The organism is Pedobacter rhizosphaerae, from assembly GCF_900111155.1.
GTDB lineage: Bacteria > Bacteroidota > Bacteroidia > Sphingobacteriales > Sphingobacteriaceae > Pedobacter > Pedobacter rhizosphaerae.
On record NZ_FOGG01000016.1, the window covers coordinates 101,904 to 123,388 of the forward strand.

At 37.9% G+C, this 21,485-nt stretch carries 22 protein-coding genes; 14 read left to right on the top strand and 8 right to left on the bottom strand.

Annotated elements, in window-relative coordinates:
* Positions 1 to 5: 5 nt before the first annotated feature.
* The 3 genes from BMX11_RS14170 (at position 6) to BMX11_RS14180 (ending at position 1,670) form a co-directional block, all read left to right on the top strand.
* Positions 6 to 887 carry a bifunctional 5,10-methylenetetrahydrofolate dehydrogenase/5,10-methenyltetrahydrofolate cyclohydrolase gene (locus BMX11_RS14170; RefSeq protein ID WP_090885346.1) on the top strand — a complete coding sequence of 294 codons (882 nt, stop codon included), beginning with the start codon at positions 6 to 8 and terminating at the stop codon, positions 885 to 887.
* Between the two features lie 100 nt (positions 888 to 987).
* Entirely contained in the window at positions 988 to 1,248 is a 261-nt protein-coding gene (locus BMX11_RS14175; RefSeq protein ID WP_090885349.1) for a DUF6364 family protein, read from the top strand.
* The gene (locus BMX11_RS14180) at positions 1,248 to 1,670 is read left to right on the top strand and encodes a PIN domain-containing protein (protein ID WP_090885351.1); all 423 of its coding nucleotides are present in this window, start codon (positions 1,248 to 1,250) and stop codon (positions 1,668 to 1,670) included. Before BMX11_RS14175 ends, BMX11_RS14180 begins: the two co-directional genes overlap by 1 nt.
* A gap of 4 nt (positions 1,671 to 1,674) precedes the next feature.
* On the opposite strand, the gene BMX11_RS14185 is transcribed toward BMX11_RS14180, so the two are convergent.
* Positions 1,675 to 2,010, bottom strand: coding sequence for a Rieske (2Fe-2S) protein (locus BMX11_RS14185; RefSeq protein WP_090885353.1), 336 nt, complete (start codon positions 2,008 to 2,010; stop codon positions 1,675 to 1,677).
* Positions 2,011 to 2,116: 106 nt separating this feature from the next.
* Between BMX11_RS14185 and BMX11_RS14190 the strand changes: the two genes are divergently transcribed.
* Genes BMX11_RS14190 through BMX11_RS14200 form a run of 3 tightly spaced genes read left to right on the top strand, consistent with a single transcriptional unit; the run spans position 2,117 to position 4,955 of the window.
* Entirely contained in the window at positions 2,117 to 2,740 is a 624-nt protein-coding gene (locus BMX11_RS14190) for a 7-carboxy-7-deazaguanine synthase QueE (RefSeq protein WP_090885357.1), read from the top strand.
* 37 nt (positions 2,741 to 2,777) lie between these two features.
* Complete coding sequence (locus BMX11_RS14195; RefSeq protein WP_090885359.1) at positions 2,778 to 4,664, top strand: OmpA family protein; 1,887 nt, start codon at positions 2,778 to 2,780, stop codon at positions 4,662 to 4,664.
* Between the two features lie 3 nt (positions 4,665 to 4,667).
* Positions 4,668 to 4,955, top strand: coding sequence for a hypothetical protein (locus BMX11_RS14200; protein ID WP_090885361.1), 288 nt, complete (start codon positions 4,668 to 4,670; stop codon positions 4,953 to 4,955).
* Positions 4,956 to 5,248: 293 nt separating this feature from the next.
* Here BMX11_RS14200 and BMX11_RS14205 read toward each other — a convergent pair whose 3' ends face one another.
* The 3 genes from BMX11_RS14205 to recQ form a co-directional block, all read right to left on the bottom strand.
* On the bottom strand, positions 5,249 to 5,971 hold the full coding sequence (locus tag BMX11_RS14205) for a YqjF family protein (RefSeq protein WP_217643842.1): 723 nt from the start codon (positions 5,969 to 5,971) through the stop codon (positions 5,249 to 5,251).
* Between the two features lie 2 nt (positions 5,972 to 5,973).
* Positions 5,974 to 6,786, bottom strand: coding sequence for a 3-deoxy-8-phosphooctulonate synthase (gene kdsA, locus BMX11_RS14210; protein ID WP_090885365.1), 813 nt, complete (start codon positions 6,784 to 6,786; stop codon positions 5,974 to 5,976).
* Positions 6,787 to 6,912: 126 nt separating this feature from the next.
* A complete protein-coding gene (gene recQ, locus BMX11_RS14215) occupies positions 6,913 to 9,102 on the bottom strand; it encodes a DNA helicase RecQ (protein ID WP_090885367.1) in 2,190 nt (729 codons plus the stop codon).
* A gap of 91 nt (positions 9,103 to 9,193) precedes the next feature.
* On the opposite strand from recQ, the gene BMX11_RS14220 reads away from it, so the two are divergent.
* Together BMX11_RS14220 and BMX11_RS14225 are read left to right on the top strand one after the other, a co-directional pair.
* Positions 9,194 to 10,162 (top strand): KpsF/GutQ family sugar-phosphate isomerase, encoded by a 969-nt coding sequence (locus tag BMX11_RS14220; protein WP_090885370.1) that lies wholly within the window; start codon positions 9,194 to 9,196, stop codon positions 10,160 to 10,162.
* 14 nt (positions 10,163 to 10,176) lie between these two features.
* Positions 10,177 to 11,268 carry a mannose-1-phosphate guanylyltransferase gene (locus BMX11_RS14225; protein WP_090885372.1) on the top strand — a complete coding sequence of 364 codons (1,092 nt, stop codon included), beginning with the start codon at positions 10,177 to 10,179 and terminating at the stop codon, positions 11,266 to 11,268.
* Between the two features lie 188 nt (positions 11,269 to 11,456).
* On the opposite strand, the gene rlmB is transcribed toward BMX11_RS14225, so the two are convergent.
* Positions 11,457 to 12,224 carry a 23S rRNA (guanosine(2251)-2'-O)-methyltransferase RlmB gene (gene rlmB / locus BMX11_RS14230; protein ID WP_090885374.1) on the bottom strand — a complete coding sequence of 256 codons (768 nt, stop codon included), beginning with the start codon at positions 12,222 to 12,224 and terminating at the stop codon, positions 11,457 to 11,459.
* A 200-nt stretch (positions 12,225 to 12,424) separates the two neighbouring features.
* Here rlmB and dnaB point away from each other — a divergent pair, with 200 nt between their 5' ends.
* A complete protein-coding gene (gene dnaB / locus BMX11_RS14235) occupies positions 12,425 to 13,987 on the top strand; it encodes a replicative DNA helicase (RefSeq protein WP_090885376.1) in 1,563 nt (520 codons plus the stop codon).
* 311 nt (positions 13,988 to 14,298) lie between these two features.
* On the opposite strand, the gene chrA is transcribed toward dnaB, so the two are convergent.
* Positions 14,299 to 15,516: a chromate efflux transporter gene (gene chrA / locus BMX11_RS14240; protein ID WP_090885378.1), complete on the bottom strand. Its 1,218-nt coding sequence runs from the start codon at positions 15,514 to 15,516 to the stop codon at positions 14,299 to 14,301.
* An 8-nt stretch (positions 15,517 to 15,524) separates the two neighbouring features.
* A complete protein-coding gene (locus tag BMX11_RS14245) occupies positions 15,525 to 15,860 on the bottom strand; it encodes a tetratricopeptide repeat protein (protein WP_090885380.1) in 336 nt (111 codons plus the stop codon).
* A gap of 63 nt (positions 15,861 to 15,923) precedes the next feature.
* Here BMX11_RS14245 and BMX11_RS14250 point away from each other — a divergent pair, with 63 nt between their 5' ends.
* The 5 genes from BMX11_RS14250 (at position 15,924) to BMX11_RS14270 (ending at position 21,131) form a co-directional block, all read left to right on the top strand.
* Positions 15,924 to 16,661, top strand: coding sequence for an electron transfer flavoprotein subunit beta/FixA family protein (locus tag BMX11_RS14250; protein ID WP_090885381.1), 738 nt, complete (start codon positions 15,924 to 15,926; stop codon positions 16,659 to 16,661).
* 114 nt (positions 16,662 to 16,775) lie between these two features.
* Entirely contained in the window at positions 16,776 to 17,744 is a 969-nt protein-coding gene (locus tag BMX11_RS14255) for an electron transfer flavoprotein subunit alpha/FixB family protein (RefSeq protein WP_090885384.1), read from the top strand.
* 71 nt (positions 17,745 to 17,815) lie between these two features.
* Complete coding sequence (locus tag BMX11_RS14260) at positions 17,816 to 18,430, top strand: bifunctional nuclease family protein (RefSeq protein WP_090885386.1); 615 nt, start codon at positions 17,816 to 17,818, stop codon at positions 18,428 to 18,430.
* 171 nt (positions 18,431 to 18,601) lie between these two features.
* Complete coding sequence (locus BMX11_RS14265; RefSeq protein WP_090885388.1) at positions 18,602 to 19,987, top strand: nucleoside permease; 1,386 nt, start codon at positions 18,602 to 18,604, stop codon at positions 19,985 to 19,987.
* A gap of 28 nt (positions 19,988 to 20,015) precedes the next feature.
* A complete protein-coding gene (locus BMX11_RS14270; protein ID WP_090885390.1) occupies positions 20,016 to 21,131 on the top strand; it encodes a DUF3667 domain-containing protein in 1,116 nt (371 codons plus the stop codon).
* A gap of 196 nt (positions 21,132 to 21,327) precedes the next feature.
* On the opposite strand, the gene BMX11_RS14275 is transcribed toward BMX11_RS14270, so the two are convergent.
* The coding region (locus BMX11_RS14275) for a transposase (RefSeq protein ID WP_139180193.1) at positions 21,328 to 21,485 on the bottom strand (158 nt) is incomplete at its 5' end.

The window sequence follows — 21,485 nt, forward strand, 5'->3', positions numbered from 1 at the left end:
TAAGAATGAAATTATTAGACGGTAAATACGTATCAGAAAAAGTTAAAGTTCAGATTGCTGAAGAGGCAGCAGATTTTTTAAGTCAAACAGGTAGAAAACCGCACTTGGTGGCAATTTTAGTCGGCAATGATGGCGGTAGCGAAACCTACGTGGCCAGCAAGATGAAAAACTGCGAAAAGGTAGGTTTTAAATCTTCCCTTCATCGATACGATAATTCAGTAACCGAAGCCGAATTATTGGCTAAAATTGAAGAAATCAATCAGGACAGCGATGTAGATGGGTTAATTGTTCAATTACCATTGCCAAAACACATTGATCCGGAGAAAGTAACAGAGAAAATAGATTATCGCAAAGATGTGGATGGTTTTCACCCGGTTAATTTGGGTAGAATGATGCGTAATTTGCCTTGCTTTATTCCTGCTACTCCATACGGAATACTACTGATGTTGCAGGAATACAATATTGATACTACAGGAAAACACTGCGTTGTAGTAGGTAGAAGTAATATCGTAGGTAGCCCAATGAGTATTTTAATGGCTCGTAATGCTAATCCAGGCAACTGTACGGTAACCCTTACCCATTCCAGAACCAAAGATTTAAAAGAGCAGATTTTACAGGCAGATATTATTGTTGCAGCAATTGGCAAGAAGAATTTTGTTACTGCTGATATGGTTAAACCTGGGGCAATCATTATAGATGTAGGGATCAATCGCGAAACTTCAACCGAAACTAAATCTGGCTTCAAGCTTTTTGGGGATGTAGATTTTGATAATGTAGCACCTAAGTCATCTTACATTACACCTGTACCAGGGGGTGTTGGATTAATGACTATTGTGGGTTTATTGAAAAATACCCTGGCATCAGCTAGAAAAGAAATATACAACTAGTAGAAACGAATCCTACTAATTCACTGAAAGCGAATCGATTGATTCGCTTTTTTATTTACGTATCATTTGCAATTTCAGTACGTATTTACTAATTTTGAGTATGGATGCGAAATTAACCTTAAGTTTTAATAAAGAAGTTGTAGATCGGGCAAAGCAGTACGCCGCTGAGCAAAATATAAGCCTTTCTCGTCTTATCGAGCATCTATTAACCCAGGTTACCGCTAAACCTTATCCATCTTTAGAGGATTTCCCTATCTCAGATTGGGTTCAAATGGTTTCTGAAGGAGAAGTTGAATATAAAAAAACACCTCCACCATCTAGAAAATCATCCAAAGAGGATTTCTTCTCCAGCAAAAAATAATGAAAAAAATTTTTCTGGATGCTAATGTTTTGGTTTCTGTACTTAATAAGGAATATCCCGTATTCAGCTATTCTTCAAGAATTTTGAGCCTGGCTAGTCACCCGGCATTTGAAGTATATACCACACCGCTTTGCCTGGCAATTGCCTTCTATTTTGCTGAAAAAAAACACGGCACAACATTGGCTAAGCAGAAAATAAACATTCTTTGCCAGCACATAAAATTAGCCGAAAATACTGCCGAAGGTGTCATTTCAACATTGCGCGACAAGCGGATTAATGATTTTAAAGACGGTTTAGAATATTTTGCTGCCCTAAGCTCTGGCTGTACTTGTATCATTACTGAAGATATTAGTGACTTCTACTTTTCAGCTATAGAGGTACTCAACTGTAAAGATTTTTTTGACCGGCACTTATTGAATTGAGCTATCAACTCCAAAGCTTAGACCACCAGCTTTCTTTAAAGCCTACATAAAGCCCATCTTCTTTATTGTCGGTAGGATAAATATCAATGTAGTCGCCCTGCCCCTCTGCCCCTCTCCCTGTCTTCAAATCGTACTCGTAACGATGTATTGGACAAACCAGGTTACCCTTTTTACACCATCCTCCATCAAAATGACCACCAGCATGCGGACAGAAAGCCTGTGTGGCATAAATTTGATCGCCATCGTTTATGATACAGATTTGTTTACCCTCAATTTTAACTGTTTTAATTGAATCGGTTACAGGTAATTGTGCTTTATTTAGAACTTTGAGCCATCGCATACACCAAAATTACACAAATAAATATCAGTGTTATTTCATCTTTACATTAATTTCCAGATCATAAGCATTTTGACCATATTTTTTTAGGATATTTGCAACCTCAAAAATGAAACAGCAAATTCCAGAAGACGGCACATTACTTCCACTAATGGAAGAGTTCTATACTATTCAAGGTGAAGGATTTAACACAGGTAAAGCAGCATATTTTATTCGCCTGGGAGGATGCGATGTAGGTTGCCATTGGTGTGATGTAAAGGAAAGCTGGGATGCTGAAATGCATCCATTAACGCCTTCTGATGTCATTGTAGAGAATGCTGATCAATTCCCGGGAAAAGCGGTAGTGATTACAGGTGGGGAGCCGCTTATCTATAATCTGGATTATTTAACGCTTAAACTCAAAGAGCGTGGCATTCTTACCTTTATCGAAACTTCGGGAGCTTATCCACTATCTGGCCACTGGGATTGGATTTGCCTATCGCCAAAGAAATTTAAAGCCCCTCGCCCAGACATTACCCCTTTTGCCAATGAACTAAAGGTTATCGTTTTTAACAAAAGTGATTTCAAATGGGCAGAAGAATACGCTGCAATGGTTTCACCTACCTGCAAATTATACCTTCAGCCAGAATGGTCTAAATCTAAGGAAATTACACCAATGATCATTGACTACGTAATGGCTAATCCAAAATGGGAGATCTCATTGCAGACACATAAGTTTTTAAATATTCCTTAAATAGTTTACATTAGCTAATATAACTTTAGCTATTGTAATGAAGTATTGTTTATTCTTTTTATTGACCAGCTTTTCGTTGCTCAGCTTCGGACAAGGTTCTACTAACAAAAAGGCTCTAAACTTATTTGATAAAGCAAATGCTTTAGTTCAAAAGGAAGATTATGCAGCAGCAACAGCTACATTAGAGGAAGCTATTGTTATCGATCCGAAATTTCAGGATGCGTTTGTTTTGCTGGCTGATGCCTATCGGATGCAAAAAAAGTATTCATCAGCTCGTGAATCTTATCAAAAGGCGATAGCGATCAATTCAAATGTGAAACCTTTAGTGAAATACTATTTGGCGGAAACTGAGTTTGCGATAAGTGAATATACCAATGCAAAACTTCATTTTCAAGAGTTCTTATCTTTAGAAAAATCACCTGATAGGTTAAGTAAAGCAAAAAAGTATCTTTCAGACTGTGATTTTGCCATTGAAGCGATAAAAAAGCCTGTTAAGTACCTGCCACAGAATTTAGGCTCAGGCGTGAATACAACAGATGCAGAATACTTTCCAGCACTTACAGCTGATGGCGAAACGTTGATTTTTACCAGGCAAATTAATGAAAATGAAGATTTCTGGATGTCTCATTTTAAAGACAAGCTTTGGAGTACTGCCGTTCCCCTTTCCTCCAAAATTAATACCCCCCGATACAACGAAGGTGCTCAAACGATTTCTCCTGATGGCAAATACCTCTTCTTTACCGGGTGTAATCGCCCAGATGGATTAGGAAGATGTGATATTTATGTTTCCCATCGGGAAGGTAACGACTGGGGTGAACCTTACAATGTTGGTGCTCCCGTAAATTCTGAATTTTGGGAATCGCAACCCACTATTAGTCCTGACGGTAGAACACTCTATTTTATCAGCAACAGGCCGGGCGGATCTGGTGGGTATGATATCTGGAAAAGTACCATTACAGACGATGCTAAGTGGGGACCAGCGATTAATTTAGGGCCTGATATTAATACACCTTTTGATGAAAATACGCCTTTCCTTCATGCAGATGGCAAAACTCTGTATTTCGCTTCCAATGGCTGGCCAGGCTTTGGTAACAAGGACATCTACTACAGCCGCATGGATGATGCAGGAAAATGGCAAAAGCCAATAAACATTGGATACCCCATCAATTCTTTTGAAGATGAGAGTGGGCTTATTGTAAGTGCAGATGGAAATTTAGGGCTTTTTTCGAGTAACCTGAGTGGAGGTTTCGGAAAGCAGGATATTTATAGTTTTGGAATTCCTGCAGAAGTTAAGCCTTTAAAAGTGACCTATGTAAAAGGAATCGTGAGAGATCGGGATACCAAAAAGACCATTGAAAGTAATGTTCAGGTGGTTGATCTGAAAAGCAATAAAACAGTTTTTGACGATTATACAGATGCAGAAACTGGAGAATTTCTAGCGGTTATGCCTGTTGGAGGGAATTATCTGTTTAACGTAAATGCAGAAGGTTATCTGTTTTATTCGGAGAATTTCGAGCCCAAAACAACAGATGTGAGCAAGCCCTATCAAATTGATGTATCTATGGAGAAGATAAAAAACGGTGCCAATGTAACGCTCAAAAATATATTCTTTGACACTAATGAATTTAATCTGCTCCCTGCATCCATACGAGAATTAGAATTATTGATTAACTTTTTAAATGAAAACGGAAAAGTAACCATAGAGATTCAAGGTCATACAGATAATGTGGGCGACGATAAATTAAATGAAAAACTTTCCTTAAACAGGGCCAATGCTGTTTACGAATATTTGATTAAGCATGAAATTGCAGCAAATCGTTTGACTTTTAAAGGCTTTGGTGCAAGTAAACCAATTGCTGATAATAAAACAGAATTGGGAAGAAAGAATAACCGCAGAACTTCATTTGTAATTACTAAAATTTAAGCTATGGAAGTGGAAATCGAGGATTTTGATGTAGAGTTAATCATGGCTAATGATTATCAATATTTTAGTATGATCCTGGATAACTGCTATTGCGGCAATTGTGGGGATACCACTACGATCGTAAATTATAAGTCGTACCTGGATAATACCAATGACATTATATTAAAGGGTAAATGTGCTAAATGCGGAGAAGGTGTTAGGCGGTGTATAGAAACTGGTGCAGATAGAAATAGCATGAAAATTGCGAGGCACATTAAAAGTGTTTTGAAGATATCAAGGAATAAAAAGTGAGGTTATGAATGAGCGGTTGTCATTCCTGAGCTGTACTTCGTAGCTCTCCAATTCATTACGGAACAAGCAATTACAGTAAAGATGCTTAAATAAATTCAGCAAGACGGAATCTCGAGCAACACGGGGTTTATGATCGGATTTTTAGGGGATCTCTTACGCAATACGTCACCCTGAATTTATTTACTTCGTAGCTCTCCAATTCTTTACGGCCACGCAATTACAGTAAAGATGCTTAAATAAATTCAGCAAGACGGGATTCTAGAACTGACCTCAAATAGAACGAAATTATGAGATTATCCAGTTACCCTTTTTCCTTTTAAAACCCTAATTTCAGAACCTTCAGCAAGCATTACTGAATCAGGTTTAGCCAGACTTAAAAAGCCAAAATCAGCTCCATAATTTGCTTCAAAATCAACTGTTATTTGATAATCCTTTACCGGATATACCTGCCAGCGAGGGTGTTCTACACCATATTCTGAAGATACTTTTTCATTGAGCTTGGTATAGCCCCAATAGTGCTCTGTTATAAATTCCTCTTCACTGCCAACCTCAATTTCCTTCAATTTTGAATCAGCCGTAATAGAAAATTTGTTCCAGGCGTTATTCTTCCAAAAATAATCAACCTCCAATTGATGCACCTGCTCAATCCAGACGTGCTTCATCGGTAAGGTTTGATAATTTTCCTTGTAAATGTTATTCGCTACAAAAGTTATAGCAGGTTTCGGCACGAATTCCTTGATAAATACAACTCCTCTTTTCCAGCCTCCCTGATCTTTGAACTTAACGTAAAACCTTAAGTTTACTTCTTCAAAAGTAGTATGAAAGGGAATATTGAAACCTTTTAGTTTTACATCAACAAACATGAAACCCACAAGGCTTACAAAATATTTGCCATTCCAATCATCCAGTTCAGTATGAGGTGGCAAATATTTTGTTAGAATATCTTTGTCAACAGCATAATTGGCGAATGCCAATTTGCGCCATTCGGCTGATAAAAAGGTAACTGGTTTGCTCAAAATTAAAGAATAGCCTGTCTGATTTTAACTAATCTGGTTAAAGTGTCTTCGAGTAAATCTAAATGAAGCATATTAGCACCGTCAGACTTAGCATTTGCAGGATCAGGATGTGTTTCAATGAACAAACCATCTGCCCCAACAGCAATAGCGGCCTTTGCGATAGTAGAAATTAACTCTGGCTTACCACCAGTAACACCGCTACTTTGATTAGGTTGTTGTAGTGAATGCGTACAATCCATTACTACAGGTACTCCAAAACTTTGCATTTCAGGTAAACCGCGGTAGTCGACTATTAAATCCTGATAGCCAAAGGTATTACCCCGATCAGTTAAAATTACTTTATCATTCCCAGCTTCGACGATTTTCTCTACAGCAAACTTCATTGATCCTGCAGAAAGAAACTGGCCTTTTTTTACATTTACTACCTTACCGGTTTGCGCTGCTGCAACCAAAAGATCGGTTTGCCTGCATAGGAAAGCTGGTATTTGCAGCACATCCACATAAGCCGCGGCCATTGCTGCTTCGTCACTTTCATGAATGTCTGTTACCGTTGAAACCCCAAACTCTTTACCTATCTTTTCTAAAATTTTTAAGGCTCTTTCGTCACCAATACCAGTAAATGAACTGCCTTTACTTCTATTAGCCTTTCTGTAAGAGCCCTTGAAAATGTAAGGAATTTGAAGCTTATCGGTAATTTTAATAATTTTTTCTGCAATTCTGAGTGCAATTTCTTCTCCTTCTATGGCGCATGGTCCTGCCATTAAAAAGAAATTACCCGAATCTTTATTTTTTAACTTATCTAAATAATTAAGCATCTAATTGTTTATGTAAAAAGGTTTTAAAATGAAAAATGTAAGATGATTATGATAAATACTCTAATTTAAAGCCGAGTATCTAAGTCGGGGTTTATACCGACTAACATTCACCATCTTACATATCAGCTAGTTTCCCAGCTCTGACATGAATTTAATTCTCATCAACTGAATTTCTTCCCGGGTATAATCGGTTTCACCCAGCTCATTGAGCGCGTCATCAATAGAATCGCTCTCCGCTGCTCTAAAGTAGTCGAAAACCTCGTCCTGTCTATCATCATCAATTACTTCGTCAATAAAATAATTGAGATTTAACTTGGTGCCGGAATTTACGATGGATTCTACTTCTTTAAGAATTTCCTCATAGGTAATTCCCTTCGAGTCTGCTATATCTTCCAGTCCGATTTGTCTATCAATATTTTGAATGATCGATACTTTCATCTGCGACTTATTAGCCTGCGTCTTAATAATCAGATCAATAGGACGTTCAATATCATTATCCTCTACGTACTTTTTAATCAGTTCGATAAAAGGTCCTCCAAATTTCATGGCTTTTCCAGAACCTACACCAGAAATCTGGCGAAGCTCTTCCATAGCTATTGGATAATGTGTACACATTTCTTCTAGCGAAGGATCTTGAAATACTACAAAAGGAGGAACATTCTTTTGTTTGGCAATTTTCTTACGAAGATCTTTAAGCAGTTGCAAAAGCTGCGTATCCAAAGCTCCAGGTCCCTGCTTTACTTCGTCATCATCTTCATCGGCACCCGTTTCAATAGGCTCATTGAGTACAAATTTTAAGCTGTACGGATTAACAATAAAATCTTTTCCATGTTTAGTCAACTTCAGCAAGCCATAATTATCAATATCTTTAAATAAGAAATTATTTAATACGGCCTGGCGGAGAATAGATTTCCACATCAATTCACCCTCTTGCTTTCCCGCTCCAAATTCAGGTACTTTACTGTGCTCGTAAGCTATTGTTTGTGCTGTTTCCAGACCTAAGAATACATTGAGTAAGTGAGTATCGTCAAACTTCTCTCCTGTTTTCTCTACAAATTTTAATAGTGTAGATAATTGTTCTTCGGCATCAAATTGCTTTTTAGTCTTTTTGCAATTGTCGCACATGCAATTACAGCCCGTTTCATTAAAATTTTCGCCAAAGTAATGTAGAATCTGTTTTCGCCTGCAAACAGCAGATTCGGCATAATCGATTACTTCCTTTAATATCTGTGTACCTATCTCTCTTTCAGAAACAGGTTTATCTTTCATAAACTTAGCCAGCTTGTCTACGTCCTTCTGTGAGTAGAAAGCAATACAAACGCCTTCTCCACCATCTCTGCCTGCACGTCCGGTTTCCTGGTAATATCCTTCCATACTTTTGGGTACATCATGGTGGATTACAAATCGAACATCCGGTTTATCAATACCCATACCGAAAGCAATGGTAGCCACAATTACTTCAGCATCTTCCATTAAGAATTTATCCTGAGTATCTGCTCTTACCTTTGGATCTAATCCGGCATGATAAGGAAGCGCCTTTATACCATTCAGGTTTAAATTTTCGGCAACCTCTTCTACTTTTTTCCGGCTTAAGCAATAAATAATCCCAGATTTACCTGTATTGGATTTGATATATTTGATGATCTCCTTTGTAATATCCCTTTTCGGGCGGATTTCATAAAATAAGTTGGGGCGATTAAATGAGGACTTAAACAAAGTCGCATCACTCATCCCCAGGTTTTTAATAATGTCTTGCTGAACTTTTGGAGTAGCTGTAGCAGTTAAAGCAATAATTGGAATATTATTACCTAAGCCTCCTATTACCTGTCTTATTTTACGGTATTCCGGTCTAAAGTCATGTCCCCATTCTGAAATACAATGCGCCTCATCAACAGCAACAAAAGAAATCTTTATCAGATTTAAAAAATCGATGTTATCTTGTTTGGCTAAAGATTCTGGTGCTACGTAGAGTAATTTCGTTTGTCCACTTAAAAGATCGGTTTTAACTTGTGTAATTTCCGATTTATTTAAAGAAGAATTCAGGAAATGGGCTATACTGTCATTTCCACCAAATGCTCTCAATTGATCCACCTGGTTTTTCATTAATGCAATTAAGGGTGAAATTACAATTGCTGTTCCTTCACTCATTAATGCGGGCAGTTGGTAGCAAATAGACTTCCCCCCGCCTGTTGGCATAATCACAAATGTATTATTGCCTTCTAAAATATTTGTAATGATCGACTCCTGATCACCTTTGAAATTATCAAACCCAAAGAAATTTTGCAGGTTATCAAATAACGACTTTTTCACGTCCATTTTGTGTAATAAAATATGCGATGCTATTTTTGTATCCAAAATAACATAATTTTACAAGAATTTCAAGTATTAACCAGCAATTTTTTTCTCTTTGAAAAGTAAAAAATCAATTATCCAATCAGCCAGAAGCACATTAGAGCTTGAGGCCGCTTCAATTTTAAATGTTGCAAAAAACCTTAACGATGATTTTGAAAAAGTGGTATCCACTATTTTAGAATGCAAAGGGAGGGTAATTGTAACTGGAATTGGTAAAAGTGCCATTATCGCTCAAAAAATTGTAGCTACATTCAACTCAACCGGAACACCTGCAATTTTCATGCATGCGGCAGATGCCATTCATGGTGATTTAGGAATGATTCAAATTCATGATGTGGTAATTTGCCTTTCCAAGAGTGGAAATACACCGGAGATTAAGGTTCTTACCCCACTTCTCAAAACAGCTGGAAATACCTTAATTGGAATGGTTGGAGATATCAACTCCTTTTTAGCCGACCAGTCTGACTTAATTCTAAACACTACGGTAGAGAAAGAAGCTTGCCCACACAATTTAGCACCCACCACCAGTACCACAGCCCAACTTGCCCTGGGAGATGCACTTGCAGTGTGTTTGTTAGAGTGCAGGGAATTTAACGAGTCCGATTTTGCCAAGTATCATCCTGGTGGATCCTTAGGAAAAAAGCTATATTTAAAGGCCAGAGACTTAGCATTGTCTAACGAAAAGCCATCTATTAAACCTGAAGCTTCGGTAAAGGAAGTGTTGATTGAAATTAGCAAAAACCGTTTGGGTGCAGTTGCTGTTATAGACAACAAGAATAAGGTAATCGGTATTGTAACAGACGGTGACATCAGAAGGATGTTGGAGCATTATACTGATATTGAGCATTTAATGGCTAAGGATATAATGGGACAAAACCCAAAAAGCATACAGCATGATGCTTTGGCAGTAGATGCTTTAGATATTATTAAGCAAAATAACATCACACAATTGCTGGTTTTAGAACAAAATACTTACTTTGGCATCATCCACTTACACGACCTGTTTAATGAAGGTATAGTGTAAATTTTAATTATATAATGAACAAAGACTTTTATGCCTTGATTATGGCTGGCGGCATAGGCAGCCGTTTTTGGCCAGTTAGCCGAACTGATTATCCTAAGCAATTCATCGATTTTTTTGGTGTAGGAAAAACATTGATCCAAAGTACCTACGATAGATTCCTGAAGATTTGCAGGCCAGAGAATATATTTATCATTACCAATGAAATTTATACAGATAAGGTTAAGGAGCAGCTTCCCCAATTAAGTGATAACCAGATATTAGCAGAGCCTTTAATGCGCAATACAGCGCCATGTATTGCTTATGGCAGTTTAAAGATTGCGCAGTTAAATCCTGATGCCACAATTGTTGTAGCACCATCCGACCATACCATTGCAGATTTGGATGGATTTATTGCTTCTATTAACCAGTCTTTAGAAGCGGCATCTAAAAATGATTGCCTCATTACTTTAGGAATTAAGCCCAACAGGCCTGATACCGGCTATGGATACATTCAGCATACAGAATACGTATTAAATACCGACCCGGACCTCCATAAAGTAAAAACTTTTACTGAAAAGCCCAATTTAGAGCTGGCCAAATCTTTTATTCAGAGCGGAGATTTTTTGTGGAATGCAGGCATTTTCATCTGGTCTTCCCGATCTATCCTCATGGCTTTTGAGAAACATTTGCCAGATATGTATGAGATTTTCAATGTGGGAAGAGCGGAATTAAATACGCCTGGTGAAAAGGAATTTATTAATAATGCCTATTTCCAGTGTACTAATATTTCCATTGATTTTGGAATAATGGAAAAGGCAGATAATGTTTATGTTCTCCCTGCAGATTTTGGCTGGTCAGACTTAGGCACCTGGGCATCAATTTACGATATGGTTGAAAAAGACTATGTTGGCAATGCCGTAATCCCCTCTGAACAAGTAATCATGTTTGATTCTTCTAACTGCATGGTTAATGTACCCAAAGAAAAACTGGTGATCCTCAATGGATTGCACGACTACATTGTGGTTGAAAACAATAACATGCTCATGATTTGTCCTAGAGATGAAGAGCAGAAAGTAAAAGAATTTGTAGCCGAAGTGAAGTCTAGATTCGGTAATAAATTTATATAGGTAAATGTAAGGTGTGAGAGATGGAAAATGGAATTAATGCAGCGCATAACCTCGCGATAGCCATTTTCCATCCAACCATTTTACATAAAATCAATGTAAGATGGAAATATGGAAAATGGAATATGTGGAGATCAACTCAGTGATCGCTATATCCATTTTCCATCCCACCATTTTACATTTCCCTTCCCCTAGTTAGTTCTCTGTCTGATTGCTTCGTACAATATTACTCCTGCGGCCACAGAGACGTTTAAAGACTCAATTTTTCCAGCCATGGGAATTTTAGCCAGATGATCGGCTACCCGAAGCAGTTCATTGGAAATCCCTTCATCTTCTGATCCCATAACAATTGCGGTTGGTGCGGTATAATCAGGTGCGTAAATTAAATCCTCAGTTTTTTCTGTACAAGCTACAATTTGCAAACCGCTTTCCTGTAAAAAAAGGCAGGTTTTGTGCAGATTGGAGTGTCTGCAAATTGGAATATTAAATAATGCTCCAGCTGATGTTTTGATTGCATCGGCATTAATTTGAGCGGCATTTTTTAGTGGAACTACAATGGCGTGCACACCTACACATGCAGCAGTACGTGCAATAGCCCCCATATTTCTAACATCGGTAACGCTATCTAAAACTAATACCAATGGCACTTCTCCTTTCTCAAAAATTGCAGGAACGATATCTTCAATATTTTGATAGGTAATCGGTGATATAACAGCGATAACGCCCTGATGATTTTTTTGCGACATCCGATTCAATTTTTCAATGGGAACTGAATTGATCGGTATTAATGTATCCTTTAAAAGTGCCTTTAACTCTAAAAACAATTCTCCGCCTAAGCCACGTTGAACATATATGGTTTCAATATCCCTGGCAGCTTTAACAGCCTCAATTACGGCTCTGATGCCAAATACGAATTCATTATTCTCCTTTACGCGTTGCGGTCTTCTGTGATTATCCATGTATTAAAATTGTTAGGCAAAAGTATTTAAATAAATCTAGTACCCATAATCGGAGAACTGCTTATTAACATTTATTTGTTCAAAAATTTCTGAGAATTTCAAAAGGGCGAAAATTTTAATTGAATTCTGCTTCAACTTGTTAACAAAGAGCTAGTAACTAATTAAATTAATAGGCAAAACTTTTGACTACTTTTGTAGCTATGAGTATGGAAAACGAACAAGGCGGAAAAGGCAGCATTACATCTAGAAAAGCACGAATAAGTAATTCAGTAAGTTCATTAGGTAAACTCCCTCCTCAGGCATTAGATTTGGAAGAGGCAGTTCTTGGGGCTTTAATGCTGGAAAAGGATGCACTGTCGGCCGTAATCGATATTTTAAAGCCCGAAGTATTTTATCAGGATTCACATCAAAAAATATTTGAAGCCATTCATTTGTTGTTTCAAAAGTCAAAACCGGTTGATATCTTAACGGTAACTACTGAGCTTCGACAGATGGGGGCGCTTGAAATGGTTGGGGGCGCATACTATGTTACGAACTTAACCAATCGCGTGGCTTCTGCCGCAAACATTGAATTCCATGCGCGTATCATTTCTCAAAAATATATACAACGCGAGTTAATCCGTATTTCCACTGATATTATCAGCAATGCTTACGAAGATACTACTGATATTTTCGATTTGCTGGATCATGCTGAGAAAGGACTTTTTGATATTGCACAAAACAACCTCCGTCGCGATACTCAGAAAATGGATGACATTATTAAACAGTCATTAGCTACGCTTGAAGAGTTAAGAACTAAAACAGATGGTTTAACGGGTGTTCCAACGGGCTTCACCGGCTTAGACCGTATCACAGGTGGTTGGCAAAAGCAAGATTTGGTAATTATTGCTGCGCGTCCTGCAATGGGGAAAACCGCATTCGTACTTACCTGTGCACGTAATGCAACGGTAGATTTTCAGAAGCCTTGTGTAGTATTCTCCCTGGAGATGTCATCAGTTCAGCTTGTAAATCGTTTGATTGCCGGGGAAGCAGAAATTGAGCAGGAAAAAATTAGAAAAGGAAATTTAGCGGAATGGGAATGGCAACAGCTCCATAGTAAAATAGGTAGGTTAACCGAAGCTCCGCTATTAATTGATGATACCCCTGCTTTAAATATCTTTGAATTTAGAGCAAAATGCCGGAGATTAAAGGCGCAATATGATATCCAGTTGGTTATTGTGGATTACCTTCAGTTAATGCATGGTAAAGGCGAAGGTAAAGGTGGTGGTAACCGTGAGCAGGAAATCGGTAGTATTTCAAGAGCCTTAAAGTCGGTAGCTAAAGAATTAGACGTTCCGGTTTTAGCACTATCGCAGCTGAGTCGTGCAGTAGAGAGTAGACCAGGATTACAAGGTAAAAGACCTATGTTGTCCGATTTGCGTGAATCGGGATCTATCGAGCAGGATGCGGATATGGTACTGTTCTTGTATCGTCCGGAATATTATGGTATTACTGAAGATGAGCAGGGCCGATCTCAGGCAGGTATTGGAGAGGTAATTATCGCAAAACACCGTAACGGTGAAACTGGTATTGTTCCACTTCGCTTTATTGGTAAGTTTGTGAAGTTTGCCGATTTGGAAGAAGATTTTAGTGCTCCAAATTCATTCGCAGATGACAGCCCTTCCGCGGGTATGTATCCATCACAAGATTTTGAAAAACAAGGAAATGTAATTATACGTCCTTCTAAAATGGACGATTACAATGATGACGATCCACCGTTTTAGTAAAAGAGGCCGTATCATAAATTAAATTTTCATTCAGATCTGTAACTTTGGGCCTGTCGAAACGCAGTAATAGCGCTGAATAAGGTCCTTCGATAAGCTCAGGATTGACAATTGATCTTTATGATACAGCTTTTTTGTTATGGGTTACGGGTTGTAAGTTATCGGTCTAAATGTAACTTGAAAAACCTGCATTAAATATGCATTTTTATTATAACGGCTAGGATTTAGTTGTTGTAGCCAGTCATTACACAGCCCATGGCTATTGTTAAGCCCCCAGGCACGCAACTCACAACACGCAACTTACAACCCAACTAAAACAGATACCCGATTACTATCCCTGCGAGTACAATAACTGGTGGGCTCACCTTTGTAAAATTCAATAATAAAAAAGTAATCACCATAATAAGCAGAAATAACCAATTCAATCCCATGGGGATGAGTAACAATATAAATGCAGCAATAATAAAACCTACACTTACTGCATTGATACCAGAAAGGCTATAGCGGATTCTGGATATTTTTTTCAGATCGTCCCAAAAGGGAACAATGAAAAGAACCAGAATCAGTCCGGGTAAATTAATCCCGATTACACCGATTAAACCACCTAAAATCTGTCCCCAAAAACCGTAACCAAAATTTTTCATGCTCAAGGCACCAAGATAACTCGTAAACGAAAAAGTTGGACCCGGCAAGGCCTGCTGTAGTGCAAAGCCCGATAAAAAGCCCGAAGCATGCAAATAATGCTTCATCTCTACAAACTCCGTATACATCAGCGGTACAAGTACTTGCCCTCCCCCAAAAACCAATATTCCGTTACGATAAAAATTCTCGAGCAAACGTATTGGCAAACTAAATGGAGAAGTTCTGTTGATTATTGCACCAACCAAAGCAAATAAGAGCAAGGCTCCCAAAAAATAAATCAGCTTTTTCGGATTAACATTAGAGAATAATTTTACCCTCAACTCCGTTTCTTCCTTAGGTGTTTCAATTGCTGAGGAGATCATCCCTCCTACTAAAATAGCCAAAGGAAACACATAGGCGTTTTTTAATACAAATGTGGCAATTACCGCCCCTACAGCAAGAAAGATAGAAACCTGGGTTTTAAGCACTTTAGCGCCCAGCTTATAAGCCCCATAAGCTACAATCCCTAATGCAATAGGCTGCATATACTCTAAAATATCATTAAACTTCTGCTTTTGATCTAACATCGCATAGCTGATTGCAGCAAAAGTCATGATTGCAGCCGTAGGGAAAATCCAGATCAGAAAAGTAAGAATAGCCAGCTTAAGCTTTCCTACTTTCCAGGCTATACCAACCAGGGTTTGTGTGGAAGCTGGCCCAGGTAAAACCTGTGCCAACGCATTTAACTCTAACAGTTCCTCCTCAGAGATAAACTTGGTAGATTGAACAAAGTATTTCAGTAACAAGGCCAGGTGTGCCTGGGCCCCACCAAAAGAAGTAAATGTAAAGAAAACAACGTTTCTGATGAAAAGTAATTGTTTTTTAGCAGAGATGGGTTTCGTTTGCATGATTAGGATTAATCGTCTTCGTAATCTAATCCTGAAGCACTGTTAAAGGCTCCCTGAAGCTCTGAAAATGCATGCATGTCTCTTTTACTCCTGGCCACTTCCATTCCCTTCTGATAGATAGCAATAGCTTTCTCCTTATCTCCGTCTTTTTCGTAAAGTTTGCCCAAATGATAGTAAGTTCCTACATAATCCGGATGTTTATCCGTTAGTTGCAGGTAAAAAGAATAGGCATTCTCTTTATCGTTTGCATTGTTATACTCTGTGGCTAAGGCATATAGGATAAAAGGATCATTCGGTTCTGATTCTAAAAATTCTAATAACTTGCTTATACGGGTTGATGACATTTTATTTCCTTGCTTTTTTAATTAAATTTGCAGAAAGACCTTATATATTTAAACCTAATACATATGAAAATATTAGTTTGTATCAGTAACGTGCCCGACACGACGACAAAAATAACTTTTACCAACGATAATACCGAATTCAATACAGCAGGTGTACAGTATATTGTTAATCCTTATGATGAAATCGCTTTGGCAAGGGCCATTGAATTAACTGAGGGTGGCAAAGGAACAGTAACCGTAATCAATGTTGGTGAGGCTGCTACTGATCCAACCATTAGAAAAGCACTGGCTATTGGTGCTGACGATGCTGTTCGTGTTAATGCGGCACCTCGTGATGCTTATTTCGTAGCCAAGCAAATTGCAGAATATGCAAAAGATAAAGATTTCAATATCATTTTAACAGGACGTGAGTCTATCGACTATAATGGTAACCAGGTTGCGGCTATGATTGGAGAGTTTTTAGATATCCCATCAATTTCTATTATTAAGAAATTAGATGTAGATGGCGATTCTGCAACTGTTGAAAGAGAAATTGAAGGCGGTAAAGAGGTGGTAACCGTATCTGGAAAATTTGTTGCGAGCTGTGCAGAAGGCGTTGCTGAGCCTAAAATTCCAAACATGCGAGGTATCATGAGTGCAAGAACTAAACCGCTTAACGTGGTAGAAGCTGTTGATATAGAAGCGGTAACGAAAGTAACTAAGTTTGAAACCCCTGCCCCACGTGGTACGGTGAAACTTATTTCTGCGGATCAGCCTGAGCAATTAATCAGCTTATTGCATAGTGAAGCTAAAGTAATCTAATGCCATCCGGGCGATATTAAATATTAGCACAGGAAACAATTAATAAAGGATTTATATATCGGATAATTTATTCCATTAAGAAGAGGAAATTTCCGGTTAGAAAAAAATAAATATATGTCAGTATTAGTATATGTAGAACAAGCCGAAGGTAAATTTAAAAAATCAGTTTTCGAAGCTGTTTCTTATGCAAAAGCGATCGCAGATCAAAAATCAACCAACTTAACTGCCATTTCTATTGGCGACGTTGCAGAAGCCGAATTAAAAGAATTAGGTAAGTATGGTGCCGCTAAAGTATTAAATGTAAGCACAGATCAGTTAAAAACCTTTGTTAATCAAGCTTATGCAAGTGTAATTGCAGCAGCCGCAGAGAAAGAAGGCGCTGATGTTGTGGTGCTTTCAAATTCATTTTCGGGTAAAGGCCTTGCTCCCCGCATTGCTGTAAAATTAAAAGCAGGCTTAGCTGATGGTGCGGTAGAATTGCCAAGTACAGACGGAAAATTTTCTGTTAAAAAGACTGCATTCTCAGGAAAAGCATTTGCCATTACCGAATTAACTTCAGCCATTAAAGTGATCGCTTTAAATCCAAATGCATTTGGCGTAAAAGAAAATGCTACGGATGCAAGCATTGAGAATTTTGCTGCAGATGTTAAACAATCAGATTTAGGAACTGTTATTAAGGATATTGTTAGGGCAACGGATAAAGTTTCTCTTCCAGATGCAGAATTGGTAGTATCTGCTGGCAGAGGTTTGAAGGGACCAGAAAACTGGGGCATGATTGAAGAATTAGCTGGTTTACTGGGAGCTGCAACAGCTTGCTCTAAGCCTGTTAGTGATGCAGACTGGAGACCGCATTCAGAACACGTTGGTCAAACCGGAATTGCTATCAGCCCTAATTTGTATATTGCTATTGGTATTTCTGGCGCTATCCAGCATTTGGCTGGTGTAAGTTCATCAAAAGTAATTGTGGTAATCAATAAAGACCCTGAGGCACCATTCTTTAAAGTAGCCGATTATGGTATTGTTGGTGATGCTTTTGAAGTAGTACCTAAATTAATCGAAGCTTTAAAAGCACACAAAGGATAAATTTTGTCATCCTGAGCCTGTCGGAGGATGGAAAAACATATTTCGACAAGCTCAACATGACATCAGCAAATATGAAAAAAGTAAAGCTAGATATTGTAGGTTTATCTTACAGCCAAACGCAATCGGGAGCATATGCATTGGTTTTAGGTGAAGTGAATGGACGCAGACGTTTACCCATCATCATTGGTGCGTTTGAGGCGCAGGCCATTGCAATTGAGATCGAAAAAATGACTCCCAGTAGGCCACTTACACATGATTTGTTTAAATCAATGGCTGAAACCTTTCATATTACCGTACAAGAGATAATTATCTACAACCTGGTGGATGGTGTATTTTATGCCAAACTGATCTGCAGTGATGGAAAAAACACTCATGAAATTGATGCCAGAACTTCTGATGCCATAGCCATTGCAGTTAGATTTAACTCGATGATCTATACATACGAGTTTATTTTGGCCTCAGCAGGTATAGTGATTGAAGGAAACGATTTTCTTTTCTTAGAAAATATGGATTCCATCGCAAAGGAACCCGATACAGAAAGTATAAGCTCGACAAGCAAACAGCAAGGGTTCTCAGATCTGTCGTTAGAAGAACTGCAACAAAAACTTCAAGAAGCCATTGCAGACGAAGCTTATGAAAAGGCTGCACGCTTAAGAGATGAGCTGAATAAAAGAAACGCTAAATAAATTAGGGAAATTGAAAATAAACAGCTTGTTTTTGATCAAAACCCAACAGAATTTAGATTAAAATTATCATAACCCAAATTGTTTAAAATAATTTGGGTTTATTTTTAGCGTATTTTTTCAAATAGTACTATATTCAACCTTTTACTATAAAAATCAAACTAAACTATTATTATGAACGTTAAGTTTCGCTTAACTCTGATGAGCTTCATGCAATTTTTTGTATGGGCTGCATGGTTGATTACAATTGCAAATTACTGGTTTGGAACCAAACAATGGGCAGGTGCCGATTTTGGAATCATATTCTCTACAATGGGTATCGCATCCTTGTTTATGCCTACACTCACCGGAATTTTAGCTGACAAATGGATAAATGCAGAGAAACTATACGGTATTTTACATCTGTTATATGCTGTAGTGATGTTTTATCTGCCACAGGTAAATGATCCGCACACCTTTTTTTGGGTGATACTGGTAGCCATGTGCTTTTACATGCCAACCATTGCATTAAGTAATTCCATTAGTTACACCACACTGAAAAATAGTGAGTTTGATGTAGTAAAAGATTTTCCTCCTATTAGAGTATGGGGGACTATCGGCTTTATTGTAGCCATGTGGATTACCAATTTAACAGGAAATAAGGCTAGTGCAAATCAGTTTTATATAGCCGGCGTAAGTGCCTTAGCTTTAGGCTTATATTCTTTTACATTACCTGCATGTAAGCCCTCAAAATTAATAAGCGATAAGACGACTTTTGTACAAAAATTTGGTTTAGAAGCATTCAAGCTATTTTCAGATTATAAAATGGCCTTATTTTTCATCTTTTCTATGTTTTTAGGAGGCGCCTTACAGCTAACCAATGCTTATGGAGATGTTTTCTTAGATGAATTTAAAATGTTCCCGAAATACGCTGACTTATACGTAGTTAAGCGATCTACATTAATTCTTTCTATTTCTCAAATCTCAGAAACCCTGTTTATTTTGGCCATTCCCTTCTTTTTAAAGCGGTTTGGAATTAAGAAAGTAATGGTTATCGCCATGACGGCATGGGTATTGAGATTTGGCTTATTTGCATTTGGAAACCCTGCAGATGGGTTATGGATGATTATTTTAAGTTGCATTGTTTACGGAATGGCCTTCGACTTCTTCAATATTTCAGGTTCACTATTCGTAGAGACATCAACCACTCCTAAAACACGTTCATCGGCACAGGGTTTATTTATGATGATGACCAATGGTTTTGGTGCCGTTTTTGGAAGCTTAGTGTCCGGTTGGATGATTGATAGATTCTTTACCAAGGCATATACCAATATTCAGGCAACAGCAGAATTAGTAGGTTCTCAGCCCAATGATCAGCACCTTTTAACCTTCTTAAGCAATAAAGGCATAAATGTACTAGCCAATGGCGATTTAAGCCGCGCAATTGACGTAAAGGACTGGCATAGCATCTGGCTCTCTTTCACCATTTATGCACTAATTATAACTGTACTCTTTGCCTTGATGTTTAAGCATAAACATACCCGAGCAGAACAAAAAGCAATCGAAGCCATCAACCATTAAAAAATAACTTATCTCAATTAATCTCCCTATGTCTTCAGGTAAATACAGAAAAGAACACAACTGTCTTAATTGTGGTTCGCATGTAGAAAAACATTACTGTAGTGATTGCGGTCAACCCAATCTAGAATTAAAAGAAAGCTTTTGGGGCTTTTTGAGCCACAGTATTGCGCATTACTTTCATTTCGACAATAAGTTTTTCCAGACCTTAACTCCCCTGTTAACTAAACCCGGACAGGTAACACTTGATTATCTGGCTGGAAAGCGGGCAAGATATATCAATCCGGTAAGCATGTATATCTTTGTTTCCATTGTTTATTTCTTAGTAGTTTACTCTCCAAAACATTCGGAAAAAGAGGTTGTGGATGTGAAATCTTCCGAAAAAAAAGAAGTTTTAGATAGTGCCGCGCATGGACTCAACCGCATTGGCTTCAGTGATTCTTCTGCCATTGTAAGTAGAACCAAAAGAAGCATACAGGAAGGCCTGGATCGTTCTGAATTCAAACAAATGGATTTTAAGCAACAGGAAATAGTGCTTACAGACCTCAAAAAGCTCAATAAAGCTAATTATTCCGATTCCTTAAAAAAAGTTATAACCAAGCTTAGTATCATTCACGACGAAAGGAATGATAGTACTTATGAAGCCTACCTGATCAGGCAAAAGAATCTTCCGCTCTTGCAAAAAGACAATTGGTTTGAGCGGATGATCAAAAAGAGGTCTATTTCTATCGGGCAAAAGTCAGAAGTAATTCAGGAAACATTGGAACATAACCGCCCAAAACAATATTTCTTACTCATGCCACTTTTAGCATTTTTTATTATGCTGAATTTCCGTAAGAATCATATCTATTACTTAGATCACCTGATCTTTACTATCCACGGGATGACTGCTTACTTCATTGTACAGATTTTCACCTCGCCTTTGCTCAAATATGTTTTCGGTGGGCATAGTATAATGGGAAGTATTATTCAGCTGGGTGTAATCGTTTGGATCTGTTGGTACATGTATAGTTCATTGAAGGTCTTCTATCAGCGAAGCCGCAAAAGTATTATCGGTAAGATGATCTGGATCTTTATATTGTACGCATTGGCTTTCAGTATCACCGAAACAATAATGGTTAACTTGATTTATTACGTAGCAACTTAAAGGGTTGGAAAGTATAAAGTGTAAACTTAAAAGTAGAAAGTTTAAAGTTTAAAGTGGATAAAAAGAAAGAGGCTGTCTCAAAATAAATGAGGCAGCTTTTTTGTATTTAAATAAATCCTATGTGTTATTTCTTTGTTGCTGGCTAGAAATGTTTATTTATCCAGCATTTTTTTAAAAAGAGCAAAAGCAAGTCTTTTTAGGCTGCTTTTTTTCTAACATTTTGTGCAATTGCCAATAATCCCCATTCTATTGCCACTTTTTCTTTCCCCCGAAGCATGAAGCGGCGGAACCCGTGGTTCTGTTTAATATTCCCGAACACTGGTTCAACATCATGACACCTTTGCTTTCTTTTTT